The sequence below is a fragment of the Variovorax cryoconiti genome, from assembly GCF_051216395.1.
Lineage (GTDB): Bacteria > Pseudomonadota > Gammaproteobacteria > Burkholderiales > Burkholderiaceae_C > Variovorax.
Map to the genome: position 1 here is coordinate 83264 of NZ_JBPJZI010000013.1, position 14143 is coordinate 97406.

Annotated in this window: 11 protein-coding genes and 1 riboswitch; of the genes, 8 read left to right on the forward strand and 3 right to left on the reverse strand. The window is 69.7% G+C overall.

Features of this window, described 5'->3' with window-relative positions:
- The first annotated feature begins 53 nt into the window (after nt 1–53).
- A complete protein-coding gene (locus ACSFA2_RS23625) occupies nt 54–959 on the forward strand; it encodes an SH3 domain-containing protein (RefSeq protein WP_435457765.1) in 906 nt (301 codons plus the stop codon).
- A 15-nt stretch (nt 960–974) separates the two neighbouring features.
- Here the strand turns inward: ACSFA2_RS23625 and ACSFA2_RS23630 are convergent, their stop codons facing one another.
- Nucleotides 975–1877, reverse strand: coding sequence for a LysR family transcriptional regulator (locus ACSFA2_RS23630; RefSeq protein ID WP_435457766.1), 903 nt, complete (start codon nt 1875–1877; stop codon nt 975–977).
- Nucleotides 1878–1975: 98 nt separating this feature from the next.
- On the opposite strand from ACSFA2_RS23630, the gene ACSFA2_RS23635 reads away from it, so the two are divergent.
- The 4 genes from ACSFA2_RS23635 to ACSFA2_RS23650 all read left to right on the forward strand — a co-directional run bounded on the left by ACSFA2_RS23635 (nt 1976) and on the right by ACSFA2_RS23650 (nt 8669).
- A complete protein-coding gene (locus ACSFA2_RS23635; protein ID WP_435457767.1) occupies nt 1976–2413 on the forward strand; it encodes a PACE efflux transporter in 438 nt (145 codons plus the stop codon).
- A gap of 46 nt (nt 2414–2459) precedes the next feature.
- On the forward strand, nt 2460–4682 hold the full coding sequence (dinG, locus tag ACSFA2_RS23640) for an ATP-dependent DNA helicase DinG (protein ID WP_435457768.1): 2223 nt from the start codon (nt 2460–2462) through the stop codon (nt 4680–4682).
- A 348-nt stretch (nt 4683–5030) separates the two neighbouring features.
- Nucleotides 5031–5101: riboswitch (S-adenosyl-L-homocysteine riboswitch) on the forward strand.
- 23 nt (nt 5102–5124) lie between these two features.
- Nucleotides 5125–7884, forward strand: a complete 2760-nt coding sequence (metH, locus tag ACSFA2_RS23645) for a methionine synthase (protein ID WP_435457769.1) — start codon at nt 5125–5127, stop codon at nt 7882–7884.
- Nucleotides 7885–7985: 101 nt separating this feature from the next.
- Nucleotides 7986–8669 carry an outer membrane lipoprotein gene (locus ACSFA2_RS23650; protein WP_435457770.1) on the forward strand — a complete coding sequence of 228 codons (684 nt, stop codon included), beginning with the start codon at nt 7986–7988 and terminating at the stop codon, nt 8667–8669.
- 4 nt (nt 8670–8673) lie between these two features.
- Here ACSFA2_RS23650 and ACSFA2_RS23655 read toward each other — a convergent pair whose 3' ends face one another.
- Nucleotides 8674–9651: a LysR family transcriptional regulator gene (locus ACSFA2_RS23655; protein WP_435457771.1), complete on the reverse strand. Its 978-nt coding sequence runs from the start codon at nt 9649–9651 to the stop codon at nt 8674–8676.
- Nucleotides 9652–9773: 122 nt separating this feature from the next.
- On the opposite strand from ACSFA2_RS23655, the gene ACSFA2_RS23660 reads away from it, so the two are divergent.
- Nucleotides 9774–10628 carry an oxidoreductase gene (locus tag ACSFA2_RS23660; RefSeq protein ID WP_435457772.1) on the forward strand — a complete coding sequence of 285 codons (855 nt, stop codon included), beginning with the start codon at nt 9774–9776 and terminating at the stop codon, nt 10626–10628.
- Here the strand turns inward: ACSFA2_RS23660 and ACSFA2_RS23665 are convergent.
- Nucleotides 10613–11527: a LysR family transcriptional regulator gene (locus ACSFA2_RS23665; protein ID WP_435457773.1), complete on the reverse strand. Its 915-nt coding sequence runs from the start codon at nt 11525–11527 to the stop codon at nt 10613–10615. The two genes, ACSFA2_RS23660 and ACSFA2_RS23665, sit on opposite strands and share 16 nt — an antisense overlap.
- Before the next feature lie 113 nt (nt 11528–11640).
- Here ACSFA2_RS23665 and ACSFA2_RS23670 point away from each other — a divergent pair, with 113 nt between their 5' ends.
- Nucleotides 11641–13179, forward strand: a complete 1539-nt coding sequence (locus ACSFA2_RS23670) for an MFS transporter (RefSeq protein ID WP_435457774.1) — start codon at nt 11641–11643, stop codon at nt 13177–13179.
- A 68-nt stretch (nt 13180–13247) separates the two neighbouring features.
- Nucleotides 13248–14123, forward strand: coding sequence for a zinc ribbon domain-containing protein (locus ACSFA2_RS23675; protein ID WP_435457775.1), 876 nt, complete (start codon nt 13248–13250; stop codon nt 14121–14123).
- Nucleotides 14124–14143 lie beyond the last annotated feature (20 nt).

A 14143-nucleotide genomic window follows, 5' to 3' on the forward strand; every position in this document is an offset into this window, starting at 1 on the left:
CAAGCGGGGGGCGGGGCGGTGGCTGATTGACAAGGCCGCCGAAGGCGACCACCGTGGAAATCACCAAGCAACCGGATGACAACATGAACAAGATCGCTCAACGCTGGCTCGCGGTCGGAGCCCTGGCGCTCGTCTTTCCCGTCGCGGCCTCGGCCCAGCAGGCCTTTGCACGCAGCACCGTGAACCTGCGGGCCGGCCCCGCGGGCGACTACCCGCTGATCGCGACGATCGGCGCCGGCCAGCCTTTCGAGGTGCTGGGCTGCACCACCGGCTACAGCTGGTGCGACGTGGTGATGCCCGACGGCCTGCGCGGCTGGGTCTATGCGCAAAGCGTCGACTACGCCTACGAGCAACGGCGCGTGCCGATCGCCACCTATGGCGCGGCCATCGGCATCCCGCTGGTGACCTTCGCGATCGGCAGCTATTGGGGCAACAACTACCGCGACCGTTCGTTCTACGACGACCGTCGCTACTGGGGTGGTCGGCCACCGCCGCCGCGCGACAACTGGCAGCGCCCGCCGCCGCCGCGTGCCGAATGGCGGCCGAATCCGTACCGGCCCGCTGCGGGCAACGACTACCGCCCGGACCGTGACCGCCGCGATGACCGCCGCGATGACCGCCGCCAGGATTGGCGGCGCGACGAGGAGCGCGGGCGTCAGCAACAGCAACAGCAACAGCAACAGCAACAGCAACAGCGGTTCGAGCAGCAGCGCCAGCAGCAGCAACAGCAACAACAACAGCGGGTCGAGCAGCAGCGCCAGCAGCAGGAGCAGCGACGGCAACAGCAGCAACAGGCGCAGCAGCAACGTCAAAGGCAGCAGGAGCAGCGTCAGCCACAGGGCCGCCCCGACTTTCAGCAGCAGCAGCAGCGGCGGCAGGACCCGGCGCGCCAAGTAGAGCGCGGGCAACGGGAGAACGTGCGCAACGGCTTCACGCCGGACGGGCGCCAGAGGGAATAGCGGGAGGCTTCAGCTTCAGGCCGCGGTTGCGGCCGACTTGTCCCGCGCAATCAGCGCCACGAAACGCTGCGCGCCCAGCCCCAACGGCCGCTCGCGCGACCACACCACGTCGACCCACAGGTCGAGCCCGTTGCTGAGGTTTTCGAACGGAATCTCCAGCAGCGCCCCCGCCGCCACATGGGGCTTGGCGAAAGCGCGGGGCAGCCAACCCCAGCCGAGGCCGGCGGTGATCAGGCTCAATGCGGCCAGGGCGTTGTCGGTGCGCCAGACGTGCCGGCCGAAGACGAAGCGCGGGTCGCTGGTCGCCAGGTCGCGCCCCGCCACCACGATCTGCCGCGTGTTGTGCAGATGCTCCTCGCGCAGACGCCCGCCGGCGGCGGCCAGCACCGGGTGTGCCGGCGCCATGACGGCGACCATCGTGTCGCTCGCGACTTCCTGAAAGCCTTCCCGGCCGTCGAGACTGGGCCGCTCGAACACGAGCGCGAGCTGCGCGCGGCCGGCATGCAGCAGCGCCAGCGCGTCGGCCTGGGGTGCAGCGAGCACCTCCACTTCGAGCAACGGGTATTCGGCCGCCAGCGCCGCGAGCGCGCCGCTCCAGGGTGCCGCCAGCAGCTCGGGCGCGATGGCCAGCGTCAGGCGGTTCTCCAGGCCTTGCGTCAGGGCCAGCGCCTGCACGTCGAGCTGCTTGAACTGGGCGGCCAGCAGGCGCGCCTGCGGCTCCAGCGAGCGGGCGGCGGCGGTCGGCTTGGGCTCGCGGCCGCTGCGGTCGAACAGCGGCAGGTCGAGCTCGGCCTCCAGCCCTGCGATCGCCATGCTCACGGCCGACGGAACGCGCCCCAACGAACGCGCGGCCGCGGAGAACGAGCCGTGGTCGAGCACGGCAAGGAAGACCTGCAGGTTGTCGGTGGAGAAGGCCATGCGTTCGATCTATCAGATGAATTGAAAGAAGATGACTTTTTATATCAGTCATCAACACATAAAGTCCACCGCCTGTTCACTGTTTTCCGGGGATTTCCATGCAAGGGCTCAAGCGCCGCGTCGTCTACATCACGCTCTACGAAGGCATCGCCATCGTCGCGGCGAGCGTGGGGCTGGCGCTGATGTCGGGCCAGGGCGTGGGCCATTCGGGCGCGCTGGCAGTCATGGCCTCGGTGATCGCGGTGCTGTGGAACCTCGTCTTCAACACGCTGTTCGAGCGCTGGGAGGCCCGCCAGGCGGTGCGCGGGCGCAGCGTGTGGCGCCGCATCGCGCATGCCATCGGCTTCGAGGTCGGGCTGCTCTGCTTCCTGGTGCCGATCTTCGCCTGGTGGATGAACGTCACCCTGCTGCAGGCCCTGCTGATGGACCTGGGCCTGGCGATGTTCTTCCTGGGCTACACCTTCGTCTTCAACTGGGGCTTCGACACCATCTTCGGCCTGCCGGCGTCCGCGACAGGCGCTGCCCAACCCGCCTGAGGCACTTGAACCGCAGCGCGGCGGTCGGCCGTGCAACACTCGGCGCATGTCTTCTTTGGAATGGGCCGCGTCCGCCCTGCAGGCGTTCGACGGGGTGGTCCAGGCCAGCGCCGGTTTCCGCAGCCGCGACGGCCAGCGGCGCATGGCCGAACGGGTGGCCGACACGCTGGCGGCCGCCACCCTCGGCAAGACCGAGAGCGATGACGGCGACGGCCCGGCCGACCCGCCGGTGCGCGCCATCGCGGTGATCCAGGCCGGCACCGGCGTCGGTAAGTCGCTCGCCTACTGCGCCCCGGCCATCGCGCTGGCCCTGGCGCGCAACACCCGTGTCGTGATCTCCACCGCCACCGTGGCGCTGCAGGAGCAGCTGGTCCACAAGGACCTGCCGGCGCTCGCCAAGCTGATGCCGCAACCCTTCCGATTCGCCCTGGCCAAGGGCCGCGGCCGCTATGTCTGCCAGTTGAAGCTGGAGCGCCTCACCGGGAGGATGGCCGAGCCGGACGACGATGCGGAAGACGGGGAAGACGACCTGTTCGCCGACGACGACGCAGCCGCACAGGCGCGCCCCGCGCGGCCTGCGCACGAAGTGGAGGCTCGCCTCCAGTTCTACACGCACATCGCCCAGACCCTGTCGAGCGGCGCCTGGGACGGCGACCGCGACACCCTCGACACCCCGCCGGCCGCCGACGCCTGGTTACCGATGGCGGCCGACGCCGCGTCCTGCACCGGCAAGCACTGCCCGTCGTTCAACCAGTGCGTCTACTACGAGCGCCGCAAGACGCTGGTCGGCGCGCAGGTGGTCGTGGTCAACCACGACCTGCTGCTGGCCTCCATCGGCAATCGGCAGCTGCCCGAGCTGGACAACTGCCTGCTGGTGCTCGACGAGGCGCACCACCTGCCGGCCACCGCGCTCGCGCAGTTCGGCTGCCGGATGGACCTGGGCCGCCACGGCTGGGTCGAGCGTCTGGCGCAGCGCGCGGTGCGCGTGGGCGTGCGCTTCGAGGTGACCGAGGTGGCCGACGTGCCGATGCACGCCGCGCAGATGCGTCAGGCGCTGCAGGAGACCGAGCGCCTCGTGATGGACCTGTACGGCGACGGGTTGAAGACCGACCTCGCCGGCCCCGCGGGCTTGCCCGGCCGTGGCCCCGCGCGTGCGCGCCTGCCGCTGGGCGCCTTGCCCGAAGCGCTGCAGGGCCCGCTGGGCCGGGTGGCGCACCACGCATCGGGCTTCCTCGATGCCCTGCGCGTGATCGCCAGCGCCCTGCGCACCGAGATGCGCGAGCAGCCCGCGATGGCGCGCAAGCTATCGACGATGTATGCCCAGCTCGGCGCGCTCGCCCCGCGGCTGGAGCAGACGCTCGACACCGCCCAGTTGCTGTTGCGCGACGCCGCACCCGACGCGGTGCCGGCCGCCAAGTGGTTCACGCTGCAGGTCGACGGCGACCAGGCCACGCTGCAGGCGCACGCCAGCCCGTTGCTGCCCGGTGCGACGCTGCGCCACCATCTGTGGAACAAGGTGCGCGGCGCGGTGCTGACGTCCGCCACGCTCACCAGCTGCGGCCACTTCGATTTCTTCCTGCGCGAATCGGGCCTGCATGGCGACGAGGCCGCGACGACGCTGGAGGTGCCCAGCCCCTTCGACTACGCCGCCCAGGGCAAGCTCATCGCCGTCGAGACCCGCGCCGACCCACGCGACGCGGCCGGCTATGTCGCCGAGATGGTCCAGTCGCTGGTGCGCGACCTGGCCGAGGTTCGGCACGGTGCGCTGGTGCTGTTCACCTCGCGCGACCAGTTGCGCCAGGCCGTCGAGGCGCTGCCCGCCCCACTCAAGCCGCGCGTGCTGCTGCAGACGGCCATGCCGCGCCAGCAACTGCTCGCCACCCACCGCCACCGCGTGGCCGAGGGGCTGCCGTCGATCGTCTTCGGCATGCAGTCCTTCGGCGAAGGGCTCGACCTGCCGGGCAAGCTCTGCGAATCGGTCTTCATCGCCAAGCTGCCCTTTGCGCCGCCGGACGACCCGGTCGGCGAGGCGCGGGCCGAGTGGCTGCGCACGGTGGGACGCGATCCGTTCACCGAGCTGGTGGTGCCGGCGACGGCCATTCGCCTGGCGCAGTGGGTGGGGCGGGCGATTCGCAGCGAGGAGGACCGGGCTTCAGTCTACTGCTACGACCGGAGGCTGGTGCGGACGTCGTATGGGCAGCGGCTGTTGAAGGGATTGCCGCCGTTTGCTTTTTCGACGGTGCGGGTGGGGGATGTGGTCACTGCTTGATCGTTGGCTTTGGTGAGAGCGCCCGGCCCGCACCGCCTGCCGGGCTTGGGGGGTGAGCAACGATCGCACTCGCTGGAGATGCACAACGATCGCGTCCACGTCGGTGGGCGGTAGGCCTGTGGGCGGCTGTCCGGCTGCGGCGAGCACCGCAGCGAAAGGCGGATCAGGGCCGCGCGTGTTTGAGCGAAGCGAGTTTGCGCGGACCCCGCCTTTCGCGAGGAGCAGCAGCGAAGCCCGAAGGGCCGCAGTCGTCTGCCGCCCACAGGCCTACCGCCCGCCGACGCCCCCACGCCACACATCGATGCCCCGGACAACCATCCCTTCGAACAAAGGCAACTAAAATCCAGACCCCCCGAGGAGCGTTGCAGCGGCACCCCCGCCAGGCTCGGGTCCATTCCCCGCAACGACGCTCACCTGACCCCCCGCGAATCCAGGTGAGCCCATGTCCGAACCGTCTTCCCCAGCAGCAGTCACGTCCGTTCCCCCGATGAAGCTGTCGGGCCTCGAGCCGGTGCGCATCGGCGACGGCACGCTGTTCGTCAACATCGGCGAGCGCACCAACGTCACCGGCTCCAAGGCCTTCGCGCGGATGATCCTGAACGGCCAGTTCGAAGAGGCATTGGCCGTGGCGCGCCAGCAGGTCGAGAACGGCGCGCAGGTGATCGACATCAACATGGACGAGGCCATGCTCGACAGCAAGGCCGCGATGGTCCGCTTCCTGAACCTGATCGCGTCGGAGCCCGACATCGCGCGTGTGCCGATCATGGTCGATTCGTCGAAATGGGAGGTCATCGAGGCCGGCCTGCGCTGCATCCAGGGCAAGGGCATCGTCAACTCGATCAGCATGAAAGAAGGCGAAGATCAGTTCCGCCACCAGGCCAAGCTGCTGCGCCGCTACGGTGCCGCCGCGGTCGTGATGGCCTTCGACGAAAAGGGCCAGGCCGACACCTACGAGCGCAAGGTCGAGATCTGCCAGCGCGCCTACCGCATCCTGGTCGACGAGATCGGCTTTCCGGCCGAGGACATCATCTTCGACCCGAACATCTTCGCGGTTGCGACCGGCATCGAGGAACACAACAACTACGCGGTCGACTTCATCGAGGCGACGCGCTGGATCAAGCAGAACCTGCCGGGCGCCAAGGTGTCGGGCGGCGTGTCGAACGTGAGCTTCAGCTTCCGTGGCAACGACCCGGTGCGCGAGGCCATCCACACCGTGTTCCTGTACCACGCGATCAAGGCCGGCATGGACATGGGCATCGTCAACGCCGGCATGGTCGGCGTGTACGACGACCTCGAGCCGGTGCTGCGCGAGCGCGTCGAAGACGTGGTGCTCAACCGCAGCCCCGATGCGGGCGAGCGCCTGGTCGAAGTGGCCGAGACCGCCAAGAGCGGCGCCAAGGACGAGAGCAAGCGCAACGACTGGCGCGGCACGCCCGAGGCGCCGGTGAGCGTGGGCGACCGGCTCGCCCACGCGCTGGTGCACGGCATCACCGAGTTCATCGTCGAGGACACCGAAGAGGCGTACCAGCAGATCCTCGCCAAGGGTGGCCGCCCCCTGCACGTCATCGAAGGCCCGCTGATGGACGGCATGAATGTGGTTGGTGACCTGTTCGGCGCCGGCAAGATGTTCCTGCCGCAGGTGGTGAAGTCGGCCCGCGTGATGAAGCAGGCCGTGGCGCACCTGCTGCCCTACATCGAGGAAGAAAAGCTGCGCGACGAGGCGGCCGGCCGCGACGTGCGCACCAAGGGCAAGATCATCATCGCCACGGTGAAGGGCGACGTGCACGACATCGGCAAGAACATCGTCACCGTCGTGCTCCAGTGCAACAACTTCGAAGTGGTGAACATGGGCGTGATGGTCCCGTGCCACGAGATCCTGGCGCGCGCCAAGGTCGAGGGCGCGGACATCGTGGGCCTCTCGGGCCTCATCACGCCGAGCCTGGAAGAGATGCAGTACGTGGCCGGCGAGATGCAGCGCGACGACCATTTCCGCATCAAGAAGATCCCGCTGATGATCGGCGGCGCCACCACCAGCCGCGTGCACACGGCCGTGAAGATCGCGCCGCACTACGAAGGCCCGGTCGTCTACGTGCCCGACGCCTCGCGCAGCGTGAGCGTGGCGCAATCGCTGCTCTCCGACCAGGCGACGAAGTACATCGATGAACTCAACGCCGACTACGACAAGGTGCGCCTGCAGCATGCCAACAAGAAGCAGGTGCCGCTGTGGCCCCTTGCGAAGGCGCGCGCCAACAAGACGCCGATCGACTGGACCGGCTACACCCCGCCGGTGCCGAAGTTCATCGGCCGTCGCGTGTTCAAGAACTTCGACCTGACCGAGCTCGCGAAGTACATCGACTGGGGCCCGTTCTTCCAGACCTGGGACCTGGCGGGGCCGTTCCCCGCGATCCTCAAGGACGAGGTCGTGGGTACCGAAGCGGTACGCGTCTACGCTGACGCGAAACGCATGCTCCAGCGCCTCATCGAAGGCCGCTGGCTCAGCGCGAGCGGCATCGTGGGCTTCTGGCCCGCGAACACGGTGAACGACGACGACATCGAGCTCTACACCGACGAGACGCGCAGCGAAGTCGCGATGACCTGGTACGGCATGCGCCAGCAGACCGAGAAGCAGGCGATCGACGGTGTGATGCGCCCCAGCCGCTGCCTGGCCGACTTCGTCGCGCCCAAGGACAGCGGCCTGAAGGACTATGTCGGCATGTTCGCGGTGACGGCCGGCCTGGGCGTCGAGAAGCGTGAGAAGTTCTTCATCGACGACCTCGACGACTACTCGGCCATCATGTTCAAGGCGCTGGCCGACCGGCTGGCCGAGGCCTTTGCCGAATCGCTGCACCACCGCGTGCGCACCGACCTCTGGGGCTACGCCCCCGACGAGGGCCTGAGCAACGAGGAGATGATCGCCGAGAAGTACAAGGGCATCCGCCCCGCGCCGGGCTACCCGGCCTGCCCCGACCACAGCGTCAAGCGCGAGATGTTCGAAGTGATGCAGTGCGCCGACATCGGCATGACGCTGACCGAGAGCCTGGCCATGACGCCGGCCGCGAGCGTTAGCGGCTTCTACCTGGGCCACCCGGATGCGACGTATTTCAACGTCGGCAAGATCGGGCACGACCAGTTGGCCGACCAGGCGGCGCGCCGTCGGCTGCCGGAGAGCGAACTCGAACGCCTGTTGGCACCGAACCTGTAGGCCGTCGTCGCAGTTACGGGTTTTACAGGCGCGCCGGCGGCTGCGAAGCGAGAGTGCTGTCTAAGCTCGGGCCATCGAGAGTTCGAGCGAAAGGACACACCATGCACAGCCCAATGAAGAACGGCGCGACCTCGCCCAAGGTGCTCTGGGGCACGATCGGTGCGCTGGCCGTGGTGGTCGCCGCGCTGGGCGGCACCCTGCTCTACCAGCACAGCGCCAGCGATGGCGGTACACCCAGCGCGATCACGGCGCCGCAGCCGCTCAGTGGCCCGGAAGACGGCGATCGGCCCTCGGCCGCCCTGCCGGCGCCGGTGCGTGCCCCGGACAGCGCGGGCACTGTGAGCCGCACGGCGCCGCCCTCGACTGCACCTTCGACCGCCGACATGAACCCGGCACCAGGCAACGGCACCGTCGCTGCGGTGCCGGCCCCCGCACGATCCCCTGTCTGCGCCACTTGCGGCCGGGTCGAATCCGTACGCACCGTGCAGCACGCTGCACCGCCCACGGGTGTCGGCGCCGTGGCGGGCGGTGTGCTGGGCGGCGTGCTCGGCAACCAGATCGGCCACGGCGGCGGACGCACGGCGGCCACGGTGATCGGTGCCGTCGGCGGTGGCTATGCCGGCCACACGATCGAGAAACGCACCCGCACCGAAACCCGCTACCAGGTCAGCGTGCGCATGGACGACGGCCGGCTTCGCACGGTGGAAACGCGCACCGCGCCGCCCATCGGCAAGCCGGTGACGCTGCAGGGCGACGTGCTGCGCCCGGCCGACGGTCGCGTCTGAGCGTCTAGCGTGAGCTGGCCAGGCGCGCTGCGCGCTTGCGCGCCGGCATGGGCTTCAGCTCGTGCGGCTGCAGCACGAAGTCGCTGTTGTCCGTCAGCATCTCGACTGCGAGGTCGATGAAGGCGCGCACCCGCAGCGGCTGCGCCACCCGGCTGCCGTAGTAGACGTAGAGACCCAGGTGGTCCGTCACATGTTGCGTCAGCAACGGCACCAGTTGCCCGCTGCGCAGCAGCGGTGCCGCCGTCGCACCGATCAACTGGCCGATCACCTGGCCCGCCAGCACCGCACGAATTTCCAGGTCGACATCGTTGGTGCACAGCGCCGGCGCGATGTCGCGCGCGACGATCTGGTCGTCGACCTTGAACTCCCACGGCATCAGCTTGCCGTTGGTCGGATGCCGGAAACAGCTGCAGCGGTGCTGCGCCAGGTCGTCGATGTGGTGTGGCGCACCGAAGCGCGCGATATAGGCCGGCGCAGCGCACACGACCAGCTGCACCGGCATCAGCCGCCGCGCGATCAGCCCGTCCTGCGGCGCGAGGCCGCTGCGGAAGCCGACGTCGACGCGTTCCTCGACCCAGTTGCCGACGCGGTCGTCCAGCTGCAGGTCGGGTTCGATCTGGGGATGCTGCGCGCAGAAGGCTTCGAGCACCGGCCAGAGGACCTGCAGCATGGTCGCGCGCGGCGCCACGATGCGCAGCGGCCCGGCGATCTCTTCGCGTCCGCGGCGCGCATTGCGCAACGCGCGCTGCAGCGTGCTCAGCCCGGGCTGCGCGGCCTCGAGGAACTGGCTGCCTTCTTCCGTGAGGCTCAGCCGCCGCGTGGTGCGGTGGAACAGCCGCACGCCCAGGTGCGATTCGAGCTGCGCCAGCGCCTGGCTCGCGGCTTGCGGCGTGATCGCCTGCGCGGCGGCGGCCTGGCGCAGGCTGCCCAGCTCGGCCGCCTGGATGAAGGTGGTGATCGCGCGCAGTTCGTTGAATGCCATGGCCGGATTATCACGATTGTCTTGCGGATGAAGCGAGCGAATGTGGGCTATTCCGATGCGGATGCAAAACCTACATTTCCCTCACCGCAACCCTTCATCACCCTGATTTCAAAGGAACCGACATGACTGCAACGAATGAATTCAAGCGCGTCTGGATGATCACCGGCGCATCCCGCGGCCTCGGCGCCCGCATGGCCGAAGCCGCACTCGCCCACGGCGACGCGGTGGTGGCGACCGCCCGCAACGCCGCCGACGTGGCCAAGCGCTTCGGCGACCATCCGGCGCTGCTCGGCGTGTCGCTCGACGTGACGGACGAGGCCCAGGCCGCGCATGCCGTCGAGGCCGCCATCGCCCGCTTCGGCCGCATCGACGTGCTGGTCAACAACGCCGGCTTCGGCCTTTTGGGCGCCGTGGAAGAAGCCACGGCCGACGAGGTGCGCAAGCTCTACGAGACCAACGTGTTCGGCCTCTTGAACGTGACGCGTGCCGTGCTGCCGTCGATGCGCGCGCGCCGCAGTGGCCACGTTCTCAACCTCTCGTCGTTGGGTGGCCATCAATCGGGCCCCGGCTTCGGGCTGTACTGCTCGACCAAGTTCGCGGTCGAAGGCATCAACCAGGCGCTGCACCAGGAACTCGCCCCGCTGGGCATCCACGTGACGGCGGTCGAGCCGGGCTATTTCCGCACCGAGTTCCTCGAAGGCAATTCGCTGACCGTCTCGCCCAAACTCATCGCCGACTACGAAGGCACGTCGGGCCAGGTGCGCATCGCCGCGCGCAGCATCAGCCTCAACCAGCCGGGCGATCCGGCCAAGCTGGCGCAGGCGGTGATTCGCCTCGTCGAGTCGCCGAAGCCGCCGATGCGCCTGCCGCTGGGCACCGACACGCTGCAGGTGATCCGCGACCACATCGATGGCCTGCAGCGCGAAACGGCGGAATGGGCCGAGCTGGCGGCATCGACCGACTACGCCGCCGCCTGAGGCCCGCGTGCCGGCAGATCGTCTTGCTTGAACATCCGCTCGCTCGCGACATCGACGAAGGCGCGCACCTTGGGCGACAGCTGGCGGCTCGACGGCCAGAGTGCGGAGAACTGGCCCTGGCGCACCAGGTGCGTGGCCAGCACGCGCTGCAGTTCGCCGCGGCACAGCGCATCGCGCGCGAGAAAGTCGGGCATGTAGGCGACACCGAGGCCCGCCACCGCGGCGCCGAGCATGGCTTCCATGTTGTTCGACAGCAGGCCCGGCGGCAGCTGTGTCGGCAGGCCAGGCAGGTCCCAATCCTCGATCCTGCCACCGGTCACGAACTTGTAGCGCAGGCAGGCATGGCGTGCCAGGTCGGCTGGCACCTGCGGCACGCCGTGGCGTTCAAGGTAGGCCGGCGAGGCCACCAGCACAAAGTCGAAGGGCCCCAGCCGCCGGGCCACCAGCCGCGAGTCTGCCAGGTCGCCGCTGCGGATCGCGACGTCCACGTTCTCGGCGATCACGTCGACCAGGCGGTCGTTGAAGTCGAGGTCGAGTTCGATCTCGGGGAAGCGCGCCTTGAAGTCCGGCAGCACCGGCAGCAGGAAGCGGTAGCCGATGGTCGGCAGGCTCACGCGCAGCCGGCCGCGCGGCGTGGCCACCGCGTCTTGCATCATGGTGCGCGCATCGTCGAGGTCGTCGAGGATGCGGCGGCAGCGCTCATGGAACATCGCGCCTTCCGCCGTGAGCCGCACCTGGCGGGTGGTCCGGTGGAACAGGCGCAGGCCCAGTTGCGCCTCCAGCCGCGCGACGTTCTTGCCCACGGCCGACGCCGAGATGCTCAGGTGCCGGCCGGCGGCGGCAAAGCTCAGCAGGTCGGCTGCCCGCACGAAGGATTCGAGCCCGCTGAAACTGTCCATGGTGATTGGCAACCTGGGGTTGGGAGTGCAAGGAGTCTGGCCGCCATTTTCATTCCATTGAATCCTTTTTATCTTCTGATCCTCCATCTCCTTCCCGTGTGAAAGCCATCGCCATGTCCCCCTCCGCCTCCAAGAACTGGCTGCTGGCCGCCGTGTGCCTGGCGGCGCTGGGCATGCCGCTGAGCTTTACCGGCCCCGCCGTGGTGCTGCCCGCGATCCGCGACGCCCTGGGGGGCAGCCCGGTGCAGCTCAACTGGATCACCAATGCCTTCATGCTGAGCTTCGGCGCTACGCTGCTGGCGGCCGGCGCGCTCGCCGATGCCTGGGGGCGCAAGCGCGTCTTCCTGCTCGGGCTGGTCGTGGTGACACTGAGCTGCGCGATGCTGGTGGGGGCGCCGGGCATCGTGACGTTCGACAGGGCGCGCGCGCTGCAGGGGCTGGGGTCGGCCGCCGCATTCGCCGCCGGCACCGCCGCGCTGGCCCAGGTGTTCGACGGCGCGGCGCGCACGCGGGCCTTCAGCCTGATCGGCACCTCGTTCGGCGTGGGGCTGTCCTGCGGCGCGATGCTGTCGGGCTGGCTGGCCCAGACCTTCGGCTGGCAGGCCGTGATGCTGAGCCCCGGCGCGGTGTGCCTGTTGGCGCTGGGCATCGCGGCGCCCGCCATGCGCGAATCGCGCAACCCGCAGGCGCAGGGGCTCGATCTGCCCGGCGCGCTGAGCTTCACCGCGGCGCTGAGCCTGCTCACGCTGGGCGTGCTGCAGGCGCCCGACAGCGGCTGGGGCAGCCCGTGGGTGATCGCTGCGCTGGCCGGTGCGGCGCTCATGGGCGCGGCCTTCATCGCCATCGAGCGCCGCGCCGCGCATCCGATGCTCGACCTGTCGCTGTTCCGCTTCCCGCGTTTCGTCGGCGTGCAGTTGCTGGCCGCCGCACCGGCCTATGGCTTCGTCGTACTGCTGGTGCTGCTGCCGCTGCGCTTCGTCGGGCTCGAAGGGCGCAGTGCGCTGGAGGCGGGCGGCTTCATGTTCGCGCTGTCGGGGCCGATCCTGGTGGTGCCGACGCTGGCGGTCTGGCTCGCGCAGCGCTACCCGGCCGGCGCCCTGTCGGCGCTGGGCCTGCTGGTGTGCGCGGTGGGCCTGGTCTGGCTCAGCCGCTGCGCGCCCGGCACGCCCTTGCACGCCATGGTGTGGCCCCTGTTGCTGATAGGTGCGGGCATCGGCCTGCCCTGGGGCCTGATGGACGGCCTGGCGGTGAGCGTGGTGCCGCGCGAACGCGCCGGCATGGCTTCGGGCATCTTCAACACCGTGCGCGTGGCCGGGGAGGGCATCGCGCTGGCGCTGGTCGGTGCCGGGCTCACCGCGCTCGTGGCGCTGCAGCTCGCCCGCCTGCCGGGGCACACGGCGCTGGCCGCGTCGCAGGCCGCGCAGCGCATGACGACCGGCGATTTGCCACAGGCCATGGCGCTGCTGCCGGGGCTGGGCCGCGAGGCGCTGCTGCACGCCTACGGTGCGGCTTTCGGTACGTTGCTGTGCGTGCTGGCGGCCGTCACCGTGCTGACGGCGCTGGCGGTGTTCAGCTTCCTGCGGGGCGAGACGCAGCCGGAAGCGCCGGAGCAGATATCGGTGCTGGCACCCGAGCGATGCGCCTTGCCGTGACATGTGGAAACCTGATCCCGGCGCCAGCCGACAACCAAAGGCTTCACTTTCATGCACAGTGAAGCGCTATGTTCAATGCCAAGTCGTCGACGATCGCCTGCCCCGAGTGCGGCCAACGCAACCGTGCCGAGGCCCGCTTCTGCGAGGCGTGCGCTGCCCGGCTCGGCGCCGAGCCGTCGATCGCGTCGACGCGGGCCCCGACGCGCGCACCTCTGCCGCAGGCGACGGCCCCGGTGCCGCTCGCGGCATCGGCTGCGACAGGTGGCGACAGCCGCTTCGATGCGCCGCGCACCGTCCATTCCCGCCCGATGCCGCTTCAGGCGCAGGCGGCCAACAACAGTGGCTTCTGGTTCAAGTTCTGCATGGCCGGCCTGGCCGTGATGATCGGCTTCATCGCCTGGAGCCTCTACATCCTCACGGGCAGCAAGGCGCCGACGCAGTTGCCGGCGGGGCAGGTCAGTGCGGAGGCGCCGCCGGTGGCGGCATCGGCCGCACCCGCCGGCCCGAGCGCGGTGCCGAGCCCTCTGCCGACGAGCGTGGCGCCATCGCCCAGCACGGCTGCCGCAACAGCCGACGCACCGCCCCGATCAACCAGCCCGACAGCGCGCGCGCCGCGGCCATCGTCGACCGTGCCGCCCGCGCCTCCACGCCAGGCCACAGCCCGTGAACGCGTGCGGCCGTCACCTTCGGAGGTGCGTCCCGCCGATTTCGGCGGCTGGGTCGAACCCTCGCGCCCGCCCGCCATGACCTCGTCGCCGAACTACCAGGATGCCGGTCCGCCCGTCGTGGCCGGCCCCGGTCCGCGCGAGCCGCTCGCCACGGCACCCCCGGCGCAGCCCGCCGGCAGCGTCGCCACCACGGGCCGGCAGGACCTCGGCCCGCCGGTCAGCGCCGGGCCGGGCCCGCGCTACGACTATTCGACGCCGAACGCCGTGGGGCGATAACGTCGAATCGCGCAGCGGAA

Excerpts from the sequence above, each read along its gene's own strand:
- ACSFA2_RS23630 (WP_435457766.1), bottom strand. The coding sequence starts at position 1,877 with ATGGCCTTCTCCACCGACAACCTGCAGGTCTTCCTTGCCGTGCTCGAC.
- ACSFA2_RS23635 (WP_435457767.1), top strand. The coding sequence starts at position 1,976 with ATGCAAGGGCTCAAGCGCCGCGTCGTCTACATCACGCTCTACGAAGGC.
- dinG (WP_435457768.1), top strand. The coding sequence starts at position 2,460 with ATGTCTTCTTTGGAATGGGCCGCGTCCGCCCTGCAGGCGTTCGACGGG.
- metH (WP_435457769.1), top strand. The coding sequence starts at position 5,125 with ATGTCCGAACCGTCTTCCCCAGCAGCAGTCACGTCCGTTCCCCCGATG.
- ACSFA2_RS23650 (WP_435457770.1), top strand. The coding sequence starts at position 7,986 with ATGCACAGCCCAATGAAGAACGGCGCGACCTCGCCCAAGGTGCTCTGG.
- ACSFA2_RS23655 (WP_435457771.1), bottom strand. The coding sequence starts at position 9,651 with ATGGCATTCAACGAACTGCGCGCGATCACCACCTTCATCCAGGCGGCC.
- ACSFA2_RS23660 (WP_435457772.1), top strand. The coding sequence starts at position 9,774 with ATGACTGCAACGAATGAATTCAAGCGCGTCTGGATGATCACCGGCGCA.
- ACSFA2_RS23665 (WP_435457773.1), bottom strand. The coding sequence starts at position 11,527 with ATGGACAGTTTCAGCGGGCTCGAATCCTTCGTGCGGGCAGCCGACCTG.
- ACSFA2_RS23670 (WP_435457774.1), top strand. The coding sequence starts at position 11,641 with ATGTCCCCCTCCGCCTCCAAGAACTGGCTGCTGGCCGCCGTGTGCCTG.
- ACSFA2_RS23675 (WP_435457775.1), top strand. The coding sequence starts at position 13,248 with ATGTTCAATGCCAAGTCGTCGACGATCGCCTGCCCCGAGTGCGGCCAA.